The organism is Cutibacterium sp. LaCa_286 (assembly GCF_057198075.1).
The window spans coordinates 1,335,190-1,351,620 of record NZ_CP191091.1 but is presented as its reverse complement, the minus strand read 5'-3'; the positions used below and the strand labels follow the sequence as shown (position 1 = coordinate 1,351,620).

12 protein-coding genes are annotated in these 16,431 nt (G+C 65.6%); 8 read left to right on the top strand and 4 right to left on the bottom strand.

Annotation, left to right across the window (positions count from 1 at the left end):
• Positions 1–201: 201 nt before the first annotated feature.
• Together ACP8JZ_RS05820 and pepN are read right to left on the bottom strand one after the other, a co-directional pair.
• Positions 202–2,109 carry a glycoside hydrolase family 13 protein gene (locus ACP8JZ_RS05820; protein WP_306516721.1) on the bottom strand — a complete coding sequence of 636 codons (1,908 nt, stop codon included), beginning with the start codon at positions 2,107–2,109 and terminating at the stop codon, positions 202–204.
• Between the two features lie 92 nt (positions 2,110–2,201).
• Positions 2,202–4,799 carry an aminopeptidase N gene (gene pepN, locus ACP8JZ_RS05815; RefSeq protein WP_306516720.1) on the bottom strand — a complete coding sequence of 866 codons (2,598 nt, stop codon included), beginning with the start codon at positions 4,797–4,799 and terminating at the stop codon, positions 2,202–2,204.
• 362 nt (positions 4,800–5,161) lie between these two features.
• On the opposite strand from pepN, the gene ACP8JZ_RS05810 reads away from it, so the two are divergent.
• The 5 genes from ACP8JZ_RS05810 to ligA all read left to right on the top strand — a co-directional run bounded on the left by ACP8JZ_RS05810 (position 5,162) and on the right by ligA (position 11,417).
• Positions 5,162–6,253, top strand: coding sequence for a hypothetical protein (locus tag ACP8JZ_RS05810; protein WP_306516719.1), 1,092 nt, complete (start codon positions 5,162–5,164; stop codon positions 6,251–6,253).
• Entirely contained in the window at positions 6,238–6,951 is a 714-nt protein-coding gene (locus tag ACP8JZ_RS05805) for an ABC transporter ATP-binding protein (RefSeq protein ID WP_023034082.1), read from the top strand. The genes ACP8JZ_RS05810 and ACP8JZ_RS05805 overlap by 16 nt, the downstream gene beginning before the upstream one ends.
• 14 nt (positions 6,952–6,965) lie before the next feature.
• Positions 6,966–8,111, top strand: coding sequence for a hypothetical protein (locus ACP8JZ_RS05800; RefSeq protein WP_277101701.1), 1,146 nt, complete (start codon positions 6,966–6,968; stop codon positions 8,109–8,111).
• Positions 8,104–8,892 carry a hypothetical protein gene (locus ACP8JZ_RS05795; RefSeq protein ID WP_484482227.1) on the top strand — a complete coding sequence of 263 codons (789 nt, stop codon included), beginning with the start codon at positions 8,104–8,106 and terminating at the stop codon, positions 8,890–8,892. Before ACP8JZ_RS05800 ends, ACP8JZ_RS05795 begins: the two co-directional genes overlap by 8 nt.
• 149 nt (positions 8,893–9,041) lie before the next feature.
• Positions 9,042–11,417, top strand: coding sequence for an NAD-dependent DNA ligase LigA (ligA, locus tag ACP8JZ_RS05790; RefSeq protein WP_484482810.1), 2,376 nt, complete (start codon positions 9,042–9,044; stop codon positions 11,415–11,417).
• Positions 11,418–11,587: 170 nt separating this feature from the next.
• On the opposite strand, the gene ACP8JZ_RS05785 is transcribed toward ligA, so the two are convergent.
• Positions 11,588–12,886 carry a GNAT family N-acetyltransferase gene (locus ACP8JZ_RS05785; protein ID WP_484482226.1) on the bottom strand — a complete coding sequence of 433 codons (1,299 nt, stop codon included), beginning with the start codon at positions 12,884–12,886 and terminating at the stop codon, positions 11,588–11,590.
• 179 nt (positions 12,887–13,065) lie between these two features.
• Here ACP8JZ_RS05785 and ACP8JZ_RS05780 point away from each other — a divergent pair, with 179 nt between their 5' ends.
• Positions 13,066–13,536 (top strand): ribose-5-phosphate isomerase, encoded by a 471-nt coding sequence (locus ACP8JZ_RS05780; protein ID WP_021104624.1) that lies wholly within the window; start codon positions 13,066–13,068, stop codon positions 13,534–13,536.
• Here ACP8JZ_RS05780 and ACP8JZ_RS05775 read toward each other — a convergent pair.
• A complete protein-coding gene (locus tag ACP8JZ_RS05775) occupies positions 13,466–13,894 on the bottom strand; it encodes a hypothetical protein (protein WP_081659067.1) in 429 nt (142 codons plus the stop codon). The two genes, ACP8JZ_RS05780 and ACP8JZ_RS05775, sit on opposite strands and share 71 nt — an antisense overlap.
• A gap of 100 nt (positions 13,895–13,994) precedes the next feature.
• On the opposite strand from ACP8JZ_RS05775, the gene ACP8JZ_RS05770 reads away from it, so the two are divergent.
• Positions 13,995–14,810, top strand: coding sequence for an Fpg/Nei family DNA glycosylase (locus ACP8JZ_RS05770; RefSeq protein ID WP_021105612.1), 816 nt, complete (start codon positions 13,995–13,997; stop codon positions 14,808–14,810).
• 17 nt (positions 14,811–14,827) lie between these two features.
• Positions 14,828–16,348: a hypothetical protein gene (locus ACP8JZ_RS05765; RefSeq protein WP_484482225.1), complete on the top strand. Its 1,521-nt coding sequence runs from the start codon at positions 14,828–14,830 to the stop codon at positions 16,346–16,348.
• Positions 16,349–16,431 lie beyond the last annotated feature (83 nt).

Sequence of the window (16,431 nt, the reverse complement as noted above, 5' to 3'; positions counted from 1 at the left end):
GTCAGGACCCGATGGCCCGGCAGTTCTGGGATTCCCAGGTACGCCCCCTGCACCCTCCAGAGGCACTGCACTGCTGGGATCGGCACGGCACCGCCCAGAAGCAGCACTGTGTCGTCCGGAATCCGCACCGCCCGGGATCAGCATGGGCGACCTCGCCCCGTGGCTGATGTTGCGTGGCGGATGTTGCACGGCACGAAGCCCTCAGAGTCGCACCCAGGCGGCAGCGTCGCGGGGCAGCAGGCCGTCGGTCAGGGGGATCGACGAGATGATGATCGTGTCGGTGTCCAACGGTACTGGGGCGGTACCGAAATTCACGACGCACCGCAGCCCGGCCCCGCCTCGTGGGTCCGCACCACGCTGGGACCCCGACGCGGGCTCCGGGAGCGTTGGCTCGCGTCGGAACACGAGGACGTGCTCGGCCACCCCGGCCAGGGCAGGCCAACTCGTCTCGTCCTCCCAGACCATTCGGCCTGCTCCCAGGGCCGGGTTCTCCCGTCGCTCGGCGAGGACGGCACGGTAGAGGCTCAGGGTGGAGTTCGCGTCCTGGTCCTGGGCCGCCACGGTGAGCTCAGCCCAGTGATCTGGCATTGGCAACCAGGTGTCGGAGGTCGTGGACCACCCGTAGGGGGCCTGCCGACCGCCCCAGGGGATCGGCACCCGGCAGCCGTCCCGGCCGCGATCGACATGCCCGGAACGCTGCCAGGTGGGGTCCTCGATACGGTCGGTGGGTACCTGCACCTCGTCAAGGCCAAGTTCCTCGCCCTGGTACACGTAGGCGCCGCCGGGCAGGGCCATCTCCAGCAGTAGGGCTGCCCGGGCTCGACGCCGTCCCAGATCGACGTCGGAGTCCATCGCCTTGGTGGCGATGTCGTCGAAATCCTCCGGATGTCGGAAGTCGATTCCGGTGACGGGTTTGCCATATCTGGTGGCAGGGCGGATGACGTCGTGGTTGCCGATGACCCAGGTGGCCGTGCTCGCGTCCACGTGCTCGCCTGCGCACGTCTGCCGATCCGCGTCATCTCGGCTGCTGACTCCTGCGTTCTGCTCGTCGTTGTTGGAACCGGTGCGGGCGTGAGCCGCCAGACAACCGTCGATGACCCACCGCAGGGAGTCTGCGTCCCAGGCGGACTGCAGGAACTCGAAGTCGAAGCTCATCTGGAACCGGTCCGGGGCGAGGAACTGCACGAGCCGGTCATGGGGCAGGTACGCCTCGGCGACGAAGACTCGCTCCCCGCCGGGGGTGTCGGCGTATTCCCGGGCGATGGCACGCCAACGACGCTGGACCTCTGCCAGACCAGGCTGGTCCCACATCGGATTGTCGATCGACTTGTCGAGGGTGCCACGACCGGTTCTCGGATCGATCGGCACGTCCGGCAGGCTCATGTCCTTGACGAGGGCGTCCGCCACGTCGACGCGGAATCCGTCCACCCCACGATCGAACCAGAACCGCAGGATCCGGTCGAACTCGGCACGTACCTCCTCGTTGTCCCAGTTCCAGTCCGGCTGGCCGGGATCGAAGAAGTGCAGGTACCACTGGCCGGGTTTCCCGTCCGGCTCGACGACGCGCTGCCAGGCCGCACCGCCGAAGACCGACGGCCAGTTGTTGGGTGGCAGCTCACCGTGTGCACCGGTGCCGTCACGGAAGACGAACCGGTCGCGCATGGGGTGGCCCGGCCCACCGGACACGGCCTCGCGGAACCACGGGTGCTGTGACGAGCAGTGGTTGGGCACCAGGTCGATGAGCACCCGCAGCCCCTTGGCGCGGGCGGTGTCGATGAGGGTCTCGGCATCGTCCAAGGTGCCGAAGTCGGGGTGGATGTCGCAGTAGTCCGCGACGTCGTAGCCACCGTCGACCATGGGGGAGGGATACCACGGACTGATCCAGATGGCATCTGCTCCGAGGCTCACGACGTGGTCCAGATGACTGGTGATGCCGCGCAGATCACCGGTGCCGTCACCGTCGGCGTCGAAGAAACTACGTGGGTAGATCTGGTAGACGACGGCCGAACGCCACCACGGCTCGGCATCGGTGCCCGTGGAGCCGGGACGTCCTCCTGGCTCGGGGGTGGTGCCGATCTGGCTGGCACGCGACGAGGTCGGGGTGGACATGTGACTCCTCATGGGTTCGGTGGTGGATGCTGCGAGCTGGTCGGTGGTGCTGTGCAGTCGGACCGGTACGCAGCGGTCGGACCGGCCAGGCGTCAGCCGCGTGCGCCGCTGGCGTTCTGGCAGTGCAGAGCACGCTCTGCCATGTCGGCCCGCTCCAGCAGGACGCGCAACACCGTGCTGTTCAACTCGGTGTCACGCATCCAGGAGTACAACCCGTCCAGCCAGGTTCGGTCGGCCAGCGTCGCCGGGAAGAGGAAGGTCAGCGCATTCTGCACCTGGGCGTGACCGGCGTTGGCCCACTGCCCCTGCCCGGTGCTGATCTGCTCACACAGTTGCAGGTACTTGGCGGCGTAGGGCTCCAGCAGGTCCTCCTGGCCAGGTTGGATGAAGCTGCGGGTGATGTGCCGGTAGGTCTCGTTGGGCACCGTCGGGTCCTCGGTGGCGAGGTGCCACGCGGCGGCCTTGAGGTCGGCGTCCGCAGCGGCCGAACGAGCCGAGGCGGCCTCCTCGGCTCCCGCACTGGTGCCATCACGCTGCTGCTCGGCAGCGATGAGGGCCTCGTCGGCCGCACCGAGGCGGGCCAGCGCGATGAGGACACGCCAGCGCACACCTTGGTCCACGGTGAGCCCTTCGGGCACCTCCTCGTCAGCCAGCCAGCCCTGCAGCACCTCGACGGCCTCGGGGCCGGCAGCGTCGATGAGACCATTGGCCAGCGCCACCTGACGGTCTGATCCGGGCTCGGCAGCCTTGAGCTGTGCGGCGAGGCTCGACACCAGGACCATGCGGGTGTCCTTGCGCACCGAAGCGGCGGCAAACCGCTCGGTGGCCATGGTCGCCTGTGCGGCGAGAGCCTGCATCGCAGTGAGGTCGGTCTCCGAGCCCAGGCCGGTGGTCACGAGTCGTACGTAGTCCTGGGCCGTCATCTCACCGTCCCGGCACATGTCCCATGTCGAGGCCCAGCACAGGGCGCGGGCCAGCGGGTCGGTGATGGCGTCGATGTGTGTCTCCAAGGTTGCCAGGGAGACGTCGTCCAGCCGCACCTTGGCATAGGTGAGGTCACCGTCGTTGAGCAGGACGAGGTCGCCACGGTGGTGGCCGACCAGGGCCGCGATGGGGGTGCGCTCGCCGTGGACGTCCACTTCCAGACCGTCGGTACGCACCAGGGCACCATCGCGCAGGGAGTAGATGCCGATCCCCATTCGGTGGGTGCGCAGCACGGGGAACCGTTCGGAGGCACTCTGCACCACGTCGAACCGAGTGAAATTACCCTGGGAGTCGACGTCGAAATCAGCCTGCATGACGTTCACGCCCGGGGTCTTGAGCCAAGTGTCGGTGAAGTCGGAGAGGTCTCGCCCGGAAGCGTCGTGCAGTTCGGTGAGCAGGTCGACGAGCTCGGTGTTGCCGAACTCGTGTGCGACAAAGTACTCGTGCACCCCGGCAAGGAAGTTGTCCTGGCCGACGAAGGCCACCAGCTGTTTGAGGGTCGATGCGCCCTTGGCATAGGTGATGCCGTCGAAGTTCTGCTCCACGGCGTCCAGGTCGACCATGTCGGCTGCAATCGGGTGCGTGGTGGGCAGCTGATCCTGGGTGTAGCCCCACGTCTTGCGCTGGTTGGCGAACGACACCCACGGGTCCTCCCCACCGTCCTGGGTGCAGATGACGGCGCGGCAGTGGTAGGAGCACCACTCGGCGAAGGACTCGTTGAGCCACAGGTCGTCCCACCACTTCATGGTGACGAGGTCGCCGAACCACATGTGTGCCAGCTCGTGCAGGATCGTCACGTCGCGGTTGAGGTGGGCTGCCGACGTCACCCGGGAACGGAACAGGTACTCGTCTCGGTGAGTGACGCACCCGGCGTTCTCCATGGCACCGGCATTGAACTCGGGCACGAACGACTGGTCGTACTTCTCGAAGGGGTAGGCATAGTCGAACTCGGACTCGTAGACGTCGAACCCGCGCTGGGTGATGTGACGAATGCGATCGGCGTCCAGATGCTCCTTGAGCGACTGACGACACAGGATGTCGGCCCCCAGCTCACCCTTGGTGGAGGTGATGGTGCCGTGGTCGACGTGGTACTCACCGGCGACCAGGGCGGTGAGGTAGGTGGCGATCGGCACGGTGGGGGCGAAGCTCCACCTGCTCATGTCGTCGTACGGGCCATCCTCCGGTTCGGGGGTGGGGGAGTTCGACACGACGACCCAGTGACTCGGCGCGATGACCTGTAGCGCGAAAGTGGCCTTCTGGTCCGGCTGCTCGAAGGTGGCGAACATACGACGGGCGTCGGCGGTCTCGAACTGGCTGTAGAGGTACACCCGCTCGTCGGCGGGGTCGACGAAGCGGTGCAGCCCCTCGCCGGTGTGGGAGTAGCGGCACAGTGCGATGATCGTCAGGCAGTGCTCGCCGGCCTCGACGCTGATGGGGTAGCGGTTGCCCTGGTGGGCGGCCGGGTCCAGTGGCACCCCGTCCAGGACGACGGCGTACACCCCGTCCGCGACGAGGTCGACATGGGTCTGGCCCCCGGTGCTGGTGAATGAGATCGTGGAGGACGACACGAAGGTGCCGGTCGGATCGGCCAAGGCCTCTCCTCGAGGGTCCCGGCCAGACAGATCCACGACGACGCGGTAGCTGTGTGCAGTGACGATCGTTGAGCGGCGATGCGCCTCGTCGCGGGTGATGTTGAGCGAGTTCATCGTGCCTTCCTGTCATCCATGAGCCGGAGCACATGGGCATCCGGTGTTGAGTCTCAATACTGCTCACTGTATCGGGGCGCGGTGGCGCACCATGTGGCGGATGGGGCGATTGGCCACGAACAGCAGACGATTCAGCAACTGCCGAACATATGAGTCCGGTTGGCCATCGAGAATGACAGTGCAGATGGCTGGCATGGGATGAGGTGTAGTATCGTGAGTACACCTATGAAGCATGGGATGACGTGTATGCCGTCAATTGCGATGGGGGGCGGTTGTGGATTTTTTGACGAGGATGTGATGATTTTCCATGAGATGTGAGTGGGGCTGTTTTGTTGGTTTTCTCACGGAGGTTCAGATTGTCGATGCGTGAGCACGTTCACAAACGGTTGAGAGCAGGTATGATCGGGGTATTCGTCCTTGTCGCTGCGCTCACCTCGAGTTGTGTTGGGCCAGATGAGGAACGTCAGGATGATTCGGTGGAGCCTCCGCAGGAAGCTGCCCTGGTGACAGCGGATGATCATGGTGCGATCATCCGGGAAGCCGTAAAAGAAGATGTCATGGCTGGACTGAATCGACAGGGCAAGAAGATCTGGTCGCAGCCGGGACATGAAGGACTGGCTGTCTGTGTATCGCAATGCCCCAAGGCGATTGTCTCCGGCAGTCTCGATGCGACAGGATCCCCAGTGGTGGCTACTCCAAATGTTGGATATCATGGAGCTGATGTCACTCGCATCCCTGAACAATTCAAGGTCTTCGTGCCAGTGTCGATCAGTGGTCAAGTTTTGGTTGTCACGGCAGGAAAATCGGGTAAGGCGACCGCACTATGGTGGAAAAAGAATATTTCTGGTACTATTTCCCCGTTGGAATCGTCAAGAGTTTTTTGGAATCCAGGACAGGGTGCTTCTGGGGTTCTTTTCTCAGAGGATGACGGTCAAACTGGTAAGACATTTGCTCGTGTCATCCATCGAGCTGGTGATATCGGTTCGGCAATTCAAGTAGATTCAGGAGCTGGTTGTGCTGCCACCGATGGTTCTTGGATTCTTCCAATGCATGATGACGTGATCCTGCATCGACCTTCTGGCAAGAAGGATCAGGTGTTGAATGAGATTTCCGCCGAAGAGTTGGGGGCATGTGTCATTGGGGCTCATGGATCAGTGGCCGTCTCATTTGCGAATGATCCCAATAAGGATTCTGAGCAAACTGAGACAAAATTGATTTATTACGGCAGCAATGGAAAAATTCTACGGGAGCGCACGGAAACTGGTGAATCCACTCCGGTGATCTCCCCGGATGGATCGATGATTGCGCGGCGTTCCGGCTCTGCGGTGGTCGTCGAGACGATCGACGGCCATACCAAGAAAACCTATGACGGCAAGATTGCAGCGATGTTCACCCCCTCCGGTCAGCTCGCCCTCATGACCCCCAAGGGAAAGGTCACATGGGAACGTCCATGACCATGCTCGAGGCACACAATCTCAGCCACAGCTACCGCTCGGGAGCATCGGTGGGGCCGATCGACCTCACCGTGCCAGCCGGTGGCTGTCTGGGGCTGGTGGGCGCCAATGGTGCCGGCAAGACGACCGTGCTACGCATGCTGCTGGGACTGCTCACCCCACATTCCGGTGAGGTCCTCATGGCTGGCGCACCACCGGTGCGCACCGGCCCCGAGGTGTCCATCACCGGGATGATCGAGGAGCCGGCCTTCTACCCATTCCTCACCGCCCGCAGCAATCTCGAGGCCTTCAGCGGTGGGGTCGCAGCCCGCATCGACCGCATTCCGCGTGCCTTGGCCACCGTGGAGCTGGACACGGTGAAGGTACCGTTCTCCCAGTACAGCCAAGGCATGCGGCAACGGTTGGGCATTGCGCGCGCCCTCATGCTCGCCTCACCGGTGATCATCTTCGACGAGCCCACCAATGGTCTCGACCCGGTGTTCCTCAAGTCGTTCCGAGACATCGTGCAGATGCTGCAGGACGACGGCCACGCCATCGTGCTCTCCAGCCACATGCTGCACGAGGTGCAACAGATGTCGGACTCCTACCTCATGCTCGACGCCGGCACGTGCATCGCCCGAGGCGACACCTCCGACCTCGCAGCCGGGGCCAGCCTGGAGGATCTCTACTTCTCCGCCGTGCGAGGGGGCGCCCAGTGAGATCGGCATGGCGTATGGCTGGCCGGTCACGGATCGCCCTGTGCCTCGTCGCCCTCCTGGCCATTGTTCAAGGTCTGCAGGAATCCACCGATGAGCCGACGCACTGGCGCAATGTCGTTCAGTGGCTGGATCAAGGCATCGATCCGGTGAGCACCTTGGTGGCAGTGCTTGTCTGTGCCTGGGTGATCGGCCCCGACTCCCGCTCCGGTGTGGAGCGGGATCGGGCATGTTCCGGGCTCTCGTACCGGCGATGGATGTGCCAGAGACTGTTCGTCATTGCCGTGCTGCTCCTGTCGTGGTGGGTGCTGACGGCGGTGACGTGTTTTGTCTTCTCCGACCTGGGCGGACCACTGATGAATGAACCCACCTGGGCGTCTGCCCTGTGCCTGCCAGTCGTGCGGGCTTGGCTCGTGGGGCTGTGGACTGCAGGTGCAGTGCGGAGGTTCGGACTACGCCGTGGCGGTGTCCTCATGGGCATTCTCGTCGTCATCACCTGGGTTCTGCCCTTCACGCCCGACTCGCCGCTGGCCACCGTGTTGCGGGTGGGCGATCCGGTGGCTGCGCTGCGTGCCATGCAGGGGTCAGGCTCCTTCCCGTGGAGCCGTGCCGTGCAGCTGGCGTCGTTCACCTGCATCACGATCTGCACGTGCCTCGCCTTCTGGGCAGCGATGCGCCAGCCATCGCTGGAGGAGGGCGGTGCCCACACCCGCCGCCGCGCTGGGGCAGCGGGCCCCCGGCCGCGAATGCGCCGAGGGATTGGCCTGGGGCTGGCCCTGGTGCTGGTGGGCGTCGGTGGGCTCGTCATCCCACGTGCAGTGACCACGGAGATGCCGATCCAGCAGCGTCCCTACCTGCGCGTCGAGGAGATGGTCGGGGCAGCCCCGGAGCAACAGGCAGAACAATTCATACTGTCACTGCGAACCAACTTCAGACAGGCGGGACGTTTCGTCGTCGGTGGGGACGTCAAGGCGGCGTTCGGCGACTACCTGTGGGCGGTTGGGTCGTTGTCGCAGGGCACCACCTTCACCTTGCAGGAGGTTCATGCCCACGACTACGCGATCGTGGTCTCTGGTGAGAGACAGATCCCACTGTGCATGTCAGGTGCCGACGGCACTTGGAAGGTTGTGGGCGTGCATGAGGATGGTGATCTCTGTGGGTGATCGACGAGTTCAGGTGATGATCGCCTGGCACCGCTGCGGCGGATGGAGCAGCATCATCGCAGCCGTCATCATCGGCGGTCTCACCGGTGCATGGCGATCCGTTCTTCGCGGTGACGCAACCACTGGCCTCACCACGGCGCTCTGCGACGCTGTCACGGTTCTGCGATGGCCCGCCGTCCTCGTCACACTCGTGTTCACCGTCGGTGCTGTCGGCCTGGACGGTGATGACCACCTTGACGAAGTGTACCGGACGGTCGGGGAACGACTGGTGATTCTGCGCGGCTGCCAGGCTCTCGCCGGGCTGACCATGTCCGTCCTGCTGCTCGGGGTGGCCATACTGTCGTCCGGTCTGTTCGGTCTGTTCGGTGGGCTGCGGGAGGGCTCCCCGTTGGGGCCTGCCGCGACTGCTTCGTGGACGGCGTTGCCAGTGGGAGTGCTTGTCGGGTTCGCAGCTGGCCTGGTGCTGCTCGGTGTGGTCAACTGGTCGGCCAGACGAGTGCTGGCCCTGGCGGGAATCCTGCTCGGCAGTTTCGCGGTGGCCGTGGCGTTGATCACCACGACGTGGGAGTGGGTTGCCGTGGTGCATCCACTGGCTGGTCCTTGGCGGCTCGTCTACACCGGCGAGTCGGAGGCCCTCACCATTCCGGTGAGCCGTACCACCGCCGTCGTGCTCACCCTGGTGTGGACGGTGGCCGCGCTGGTGGTGCCAGCGGCACGCCGGGCAGGTGAACATCTCATCTCCCGGCACGGTGCGAGGAGACTGCGACGCAGGACGGGGTGAGAGCTGCGTCGTCCCAGCTGCTCCCTGGATCTGCGAGGTGCATGTCCCCCGCTGCAGTGCGCAAGAATGGAGGCATGACTGATCCCACCGAGCATGTGGACACCGAGCTGGCGGACGAAAGAGCTGCCGACGAGGGAGTTGCGGACGCGATGACGAAGGCCACCGGGTCTGGGAGCACTGGACCTGACGGCACCGAGCCGGACGCCGCTGGCCTGGAGCACACCGACGAACAGGCCGATCTGCGCCACCGCTGGGGGCAACTCGTCCGCCAGATCCTCGACGCCCAGGACGCCTACTACGGTTCCGACGCTCCGACGATCTCCGACGCCGCCTACGACGAGCTCATGGCCAGCCTCAAGGCATTGGAGGATGACCATCCCGAGCTGCGAGTGCCCGACTCACCCACTCAGCGGGTCGGGGCACCCCAGCGGGTCACCGAGTTCGCCCCGGTGCAGCACCTGGAGCGGCTGCTCAGTCTGGACAACGTCTTCAATCGCGACGAGATGGCGGCCTGGCTGTCTCGCACCACCGAAGCTGCCGACGCACCGGTGCGACTTCTCTGCGAACTCAAGATCGATGGGCTCGCCGTCGATCTGGTGTACCGACGAGGACGTCTGGTGAGCGGTGCCACTCGTGGCGACGGCCGGGTCGGGGAGGACGTCACCGCCAATGTACGAGCCATCAAGGCCATCCCCATGCGACTTCGCGGTGTGGATGTGCCCGATCTGCTCGAGGTGCGCGGCGAGGTGTTCTTTCCCGTGGCCGACTTCGAGAGTCTCAACGCCGCCCTGGTGGAGCAGGGGCGCAACCCGTTCGCCAACCCACGCAATGCTGCTGCCGGGTCGCTGCGTCAGAAGGATTCCTCGGTCACCGCAACCCGGCCACTGTCCATGATCGTGCATGGCCTGGGGGCCGTGGAGGGACTTGACGTCACGAGTCAGGCGCAGATGTACGAGAAACTCTCTGCCTGGGGGCTGCCCGTCTCGCCGTACTACCAGCTCGTCGACACCCCTGACGAGGTCTTCGACTTCATCACACACTGGGGCGAACACCGACACGACGCGAGTCACCAGATCGACGGGGTCGTCGTGAAGATCGACGAGGTGGCCACCCAGAAACGGCTGGGGGCCACCTCACGGGCACCGCGCTGGGCCATCGCCTACAAGTACCCACCCGAGGAGGTCAACACCACACTGCTCGACATCCAGGTGAACGTGGGGCGCACCGGCCGGGTGACGCCCTTCGGAGTGATGGAACCCGTGACGGTCGCCGGATCCACCGTGGAGATGGCCACCCTGCACAACGGCTTCGAGGTCAAACGCAAGGGGGTGCTCATCGGTGACACCGTCGTACTGCGCAAGGCCGGCGACGTCATCCCCGAGATCCTGGGTCCAGTCGTCGAACTGCGCGACGGCACCGAGCGAGAGTTCGTCATGCCGACCCATTGCCCGGCTTGCGGCACCGAGCTGCGCTACGAGAAGGACGGCGACAAGGATTTGCGCTGCCCCAACTCGCGCAGCTGCCCCTCACAGTTGCGCGAACGAGTGTTCGCCCTGGGATCCCGACAGGCCCTGGACGTCGAGTCGCTCGGCTGGGAGGCAGCGATCGCCCTCACCAACCCCGAGGAGTCCCGGCCCACCCCCGATGGTCACGGCGCAGGAGACCCAGCCCGGGGCAGCCTCAGTGCGACTCGTGACGAGACGGTTGGCGCCGCCAATGATGATGCCGGGGCGAGTGGGAACAGTACCGATGACGCCGACTCGGCCGACCACACCGGCGAGCTGCCCGCCCCGCAGACCCCGCTGCTCGCCAGTGAGGCAGGTCTGTTCGACCTCACCGTCGACGACCTCATGGACGTCAAGGTCTGGCGGCAGCGCAAGACCAAGGCCGGTCCTGGTCCTTGGCAACGTGAGCCATTCTTCGCCACCCGGGCTACGGCCACCAGGCCGGCCGCCCCCAACGCCACCGCCCGCAAGCTCGTCGCGGAACTGGACAAGGCCAAGTCCCAGCCGCTGTGGCGGGTGCTGGTGGCCCTGTCGATCCGGCACATGGGTCCCACCGCAGCCCGCAGCGTTGCCGCACGGTTCGGCTCCATCGACGCCCTGGCACGTGCCAGCGTCGACGAACTCTCCGAGGTGGACGGGGTGGGCCCGGTGCTGGCGGCCTCCATCGTCGCCTGGTTCGAGGTGGACTGGCACCGCGAGATCATCGAGCGGTGGCGTGCCGCCGGGGTGCGCATGGCCGACGACACCGACGACACCGCACCACAGACCTTGGAAGGTCTCACGGTCGTCGTCACCGGGTCGTTGGAGGGATTCACCCGTGACGAGGCCAAGGAGGCGATCGTCAGCCGCGGTGGCAAGGCAGCCGGATCGGTCTCACGCAAGACCGACTACGTCGTCGTCGGGGAGAATGCCGGTTCCAAGGAGACCAAGGCCCGCGAACTCGGCAGGCCGGTCCTTGACGAGTCCGGGTTCCGACACCTGCTCGAACACGGCCCCCGGGCGGTGCCGACGATCGCCTGAGACTGGCTCGGCACGACAATTCCCACCCGCTCCAGCCCCGCACGGCGTCCAGTGTTTCAGGAGTTGACCCAGCCGTTCCGAAAGCGACTCAGCTGGTGCTGGGGCGGGTCATTGCCCACCACACCTCACGTGCCGTGGAGCCTCAGGCGTGTGGCACCCCGGGAATGGGGTCAGAATCCGGTGATGTTGTACGCCTGATCGAAGGTGTCGAAGAATCGGTCAAGCTCCAGGAGCTGCTCCGGGGTGCAGTTCACGCGTCCGGCCGCGGCCAGGGAGTGGGCGTGCGCCAGGCCGAAGTACATCGATCCCAGCGCCCGGATGCCGAAGCTCGCCACGTCGTCGCGGTCGTCGATCCGGGTGACGGCGGCCTGCGCGCCGGGCTCGGAGACCTCGACCTGCCAGGTGCCGTCACACCAGCCCAGCGGATCCTCGATGCGGAACTGCACGGTGCCGGCGTGATCCCAGCCACGCACCTCCAGGGCACGCTGCACATCGAGCACGCGCAGCCAGGTGAAGTTCTTCATGCCGGTGATCCGCATCTGGTAGGGATCCTTGATCGCCCACTGCAGCGGGGTCGAGCGGCCGACGATCGGTGCCTCGACCTTCGTCACCAGATCCACCGAGGTGAGGAACTTCCACAGCGCCAACTCGGCATCCGGGTTGACGGTGACGAAGTCGTGCACCTTGAGCAGTTTGCCGAAGTCCTCGGTCACCTCGTAGGAGACGACGCCGTCCGGCCGGCCGGAGTCGTCACGGTGCACGGCCGAACGCATTCGCGGGTTCGGTGTGGAGAGGTGGTCGGCGGTGCAGCGACCTGCCGCGTAGTTCAGCTGCAGACGCTGTCGGCCGTGGGAGCCACGGTGGTTGGCGTGGAAGTCGGCGAACACCGCCTCACGCACGTCGTCGATCGCTCCGGGATGGACGATCTCGATGGTTCCGGCCGGCTCGTGGGGCAGGGAGAAGTTGCGTCCCTTCGTCACCTCGACGCTCATCGCCTGGGTGGCGATGCCGAACCCGTAGCGTCCGTAGATGCTTCCCTCGGTGGCGGTGAGGGCGGCAAAGGTCTTGCCGGCCTGGCGTGCCTGGTCGAGTTCGTACGTCATGAGGGAGCGCAGCAGCCCGCGCCTGCGATGAGTGGCACGCACCGTGACGTCGGTGATGAACTCTGCCGATTCCAGGTGTCCGTGGCCGGTGTTGACGGTCTGGTCGTAGCCGGTGAGGGTCGCAATCGGTAGCCCGGGAAGTTCCCCGCTGGGTTCCACCTCGCGGACCTCGCGCAGCCGTGCCCCAGCCGAATCCTTGGCATATTGGGCATACCCATCCTCGTCGGGCGCGGCGTAATGAAATCCCATGGAGATGGCGCGTAGATGGTTCCGGCACTGCTCGGTGGGCTCACCATTGGCGTCGACGAGGGCGAATCGATACTGCTCGGGAAGCTGGTGGAAGTGACCTGTTTCAGCAGTTGTCATGACCACAAAAGTAGCCTCTTGGTGTCACCCCCACACATGAATTGAGGTGAATTGCCTGCTGAAGGGCACATTCCACCGGGGCACGAGTCCCGATCCTCCCGCCCCACGCCAGCAGCGTCCGGACCGGAAATGGCCGTCCTGCGCCGCCGCGGATGTGGTGCAGGTGACAGTATGGCATCATGGTTTTCCATCCCACACGAGTCCACATCGGCACCGATCACGCTGCGTACGAGCTCAAGGAGTACCTCGTCACCCGTCTGCAGGACGCTGGGTACGAGGTCGCCGACCACGGAGCCCACGAGTACGACTCCCAGGACGACTACCCACGGTTCTGCATCCCTGCTGCCCAGGCCGTCGTCGATGACGCCGGATCACTTGGGCTGGTACTCGGCGGGTCGGGCAATGGTGAGCAGATCGCCGCGAACAAGGTCACGGGAATTCGTGCCGCGCTGGCCTACAACACCGAGATCGCCCGGCTGGCCCGCGAGCACAACGACGCCAATGTATTGAGCCTCGGGGGACGCATGCAGTCCCACGAGGAGGCCTGGCAGATGGTCGAGGTGTTCCTCACCACCGAGTTCACCGGTGAGGAGCGTCACCAGCGTCGGATCGATGAGTTGACGACCTGGGAGCAGACGGGTCGGCTGTGACCGCACTTCCCTCGGCACGGCGGCGCAGGTCTGCCAGGATGTGGTCCCACTCCTTGCCCTTGGCCGGCATGGCCGATCCTGACGTCCTCTCGCGCCGGGACCAGGGTTTGAGCTCTCGGCTGCGCAGCGCCCGCAGACCGTTGACCACTGGGCCGTGGCGTCGCCGGCCGGGGGAGGTGGGGTTCTCACGTCGTGCCGCGCGGGAATCCCCGGCATGGTTGGGGGCTGCTGTGCCGCGCCCGTGCTTCTGACGAGGACTCCCAGGTCGGGAGTGTCCCTCCTGCTGCTGTCGGACCGTGTCGGGATTCGTCTTCTGGCCTTGGGGACGGGAGGTCTTGCCGCGGTTCTTCTTGCTCACCGTGCCATTTCACCACGACGGGGGCGGCAGTCAGTTCCCGACCACGTCTTTTTCCCATGGGTCATACTGGAACCTCAGCTCAACCATCGGGGAGGGTCTCGTGCCGGAGGGTCACGTCATTCATCGTCTTGCCGGTGCGCTCAACGACGCCTTTGCCGGTCGGCCCGTCCAGGTGAGCTCCCCACAGGGCAGGTTCGCTGCCGAGGCAGCCGTGCTGGACGGTGAGGTCCTGCGCGCAGCGCACGCCTGGGGAAAGCATCTCGTCATCGACATCGACCGTCCGGCAGAACACCTCATCCACATCCATCTGGGGCTCATCGGCAAGTTCTCCCTGGCTCCGCACGCCCCGGTACGAGGTCAGGTGCGACTGCGCATCGGTGATGGTGCCACGGATGCAGATCTGCGTGGCCCTCAGACCTGTGAACTGCTCGACGAAGCAGCCTGGCGCCGGGTGCGGGAACGCCTGGGTGCCGACCCCATCCGAGACGACGCGGACTGGACGGTCCCGTGGCGTCGGGTACGAGCCAGTGGTAGGTCCATCGCCGAACTGCTCATGGACCAGTCGATCACCGCAGGGGTGGGCAACATCTACCGCGCCGAGGTGCTCTTTCGGCATCGAATCGACCCTGCCACGCCTGGCCGTGATCTCAGAGCAGCCACGTTTCACGCCATCTGGGACGATCTCGTCGTGCTCATGCGCGCCGGGGTGGCCAGCGGACGTATCGACACGGTGCGCCCCGAGCACACCCCGCAGGCCATGGGACGCCCTGCACGGGTCGACCGGCACGGCGGGGAGGTCTACGTGTACCGACGAGTTGGGCAACGCTGCCTGGTCTGTGACACCCCGATCGAGCAACGTACCGTGGCCGGACGCCACCTGTTCTGGTGCCCGCGCTGCCAGCGCAGGCATCACTGAACCCCGGGGAGGAGCCGATGAGTCAGTCCGAGAGTCCGCAGTTTCCGCCCTGGGATGAACGCACCAGTCGGGTCGTCGCACCAGGATGGGAACTGGTGAGCGACGAGACCGAGTTCGCAGAACGGGTGTGTCGCTGGCACCATCCAGCCGGCGCGAGCCTCGTCTCACGTGTCGGCGTGGATCCCGGCCTCACCCTGCGCGTCGTGCTCAAGGCCGATGGACCCGGCCCAGTACGGGTTCCCGGTCCCCTGTGGTGCTTCGACGTCGATGAACCCGTGCAGGTGTGGCCAGCCGGATCACGTGGCTGTGTCGTTGCTCGCGTGGGCAGTGAACTCCTCGTGTGGACCGAGCAGGCCGGCCGGGCGGGCCTGGCCAATGGAGGAGTGTCACTGTGGGGCCCAACGGTGCAGGTGAGCCCCGATCACCCGCTGCTCGCATCCTGGCGCGGTGAGGTGGTGCCGGACGTGGCACGGGTGCGAGCCATGCTGCCCGGCTGGTTGCCTGCGAGCCTGGTCGTCGAGATGGGCAGTGTCATCGATCTCTGCGACCCGGATTCGGCGATCCTGCTGGACGGTGACGAGATGGCCTCGGAGCAGGTCACCGTTCCGTTGGGCATGCACCGGCTCGAAATGCGTCGTGCCAGCGGCGACGTCCTGCTCGACGTGGGGTCGGCTCCGAGCCTGGCCGCCAGGGTGACGGCCCGGGCCCACGAGCTCCTCACATCTGCTGATCCGCGTCGCGCCAGCGGCGGCGCGGCGTGGCTTCTCACCTGGGCCAGCCTGCAGGGACTCGTCGATCATGACGGCCTGTTGCTCGCACGCGAGATCGTGGAGAACGTGCTGGCGAGACGAGATGACCACAGCGGCACTGCCAGTCTTCGGGGCGATCATGTCCTGGCCATCTGCGCAGGATGCCAGGCCTCCTGGTCCCTCGCTGACGACGAGTTGTGGGACACGGCAGAACGTGCCTGTCAACACCTTGATCGGGGTTCGCCGGGGGCACTCATGTCCCAGGCGCTGATGGCCAGTGTCAGGGCGGCGACCGGCCGCCCCGGTCCGGACGATGCGATGGACACCGCCGCCTCGGTGAGTGACCCGGGTCGAGATCCGGCACATCTGGCCGAACCGATCAGCGACCGTCCCCGTCGCTCGGGTGCCGGCGATGCCGAGAACTGCGACCCACGGATCCCACGCGATCCGTCCACCGACCATGTGGACACTCCTGACTGGGCGGCCGTGCTGGCAGCGGCGGAACGTGACCTGTGGCTCACGCCACCTGCCACCGTCGGCCCACGTGCCAACCATGCCGCATGGTTGTTGGGGGAGGTCGTCCCGGCCGTCAATCCGGGGCCGCTGATGGCCAGGGATGGTCAGGTGCCCCTCGAGGTGACAGCCTGGGCGCTGGCGGTGACCTCGGTGTGGCCCGGCCTGCATCAACCCTTCGGTGAACCGATCGGCGTCATGCGGGATCGAGCGAGACGTCGCCTACTGGCTGCCGAACATCTCGACGACGCCGTCCTGGCCCTGCTCACGTGGTGAACCGGATCGATCCTCCTGCCCGGTGATCCAGATGGAGGAGATCGGTTCTCCCAGCCAGTCCTCGGTGTGGAATTACCGGTATT

Excerpts from the sequence above, each read along its gene's own strand:
- ACP8JZ_RS05800 (WP_277101701.1), top strand. The coding sequence starts at position 6,966 with ATGGCTGGCCGGTCACGGATCGCCCTGTGCCTCGTCGCCCTCCTGGCC.
- ACP8JZ_RS05785 (WP_484482226.1), bottom strand. The coding sequence starts at position 12,886 with ATGACAACTGCTGAAACAGGTCACTTCCACCAGCTTCCCGAGCAGTAT.
- ACP8JZ_RS05805 (WP_023034082.1), top strand. The coding sequence starts at position 6,238 with ATGGGAACGTCCATGACCATGCTCGAGGCACACAATCTCAGCCACAGC.
- ACP8JZ_RS05820 (WP_306516721.1), bottom strand. The coding sequence starts at position 2,109 with ATGTCCACCCCGACCTCGTCGCGTGCCAGCCAGATCGGCACCACCCCC.
- ACP8JZ_RS05810 (WP_306516719.1), top strand. The coding sequence starts at position 5,162 with ATGCGTGAGCACGTTCACAAACGGTTGAGAGCAGGTATGATCGGGGTA.
- ligA (WP_484482810.1), top strand. The coding sequence starts at position 9,042 with ATGACGAAGGCCACCGGGTCTGGGAGCACTGGACCTGACGGCACCGAG.
- ACP8JZ_RS05765 (WP_484482225.1), top strand. The coding sequence starts at position 14,828 with ATGAGTCAGTCCGAGAGTCCGCAGTTTCCGCCCTGGGATGAACGCACC.
- pepN (WP_306516720.1), bottom strand. The coding sequence starts at position 4,799 with ATGAACTCGCTCAACATCACCCGCGACGAGGCGCATCGCCGCTCAACG.
- ACP8JZ_RS05780 (WP_021104624.1), top strand. The coding sequence starts at position 13,066 with ATGGTTTTCCATCCCACACGAGTCCACATCGGCACCGATCACGCTGCG.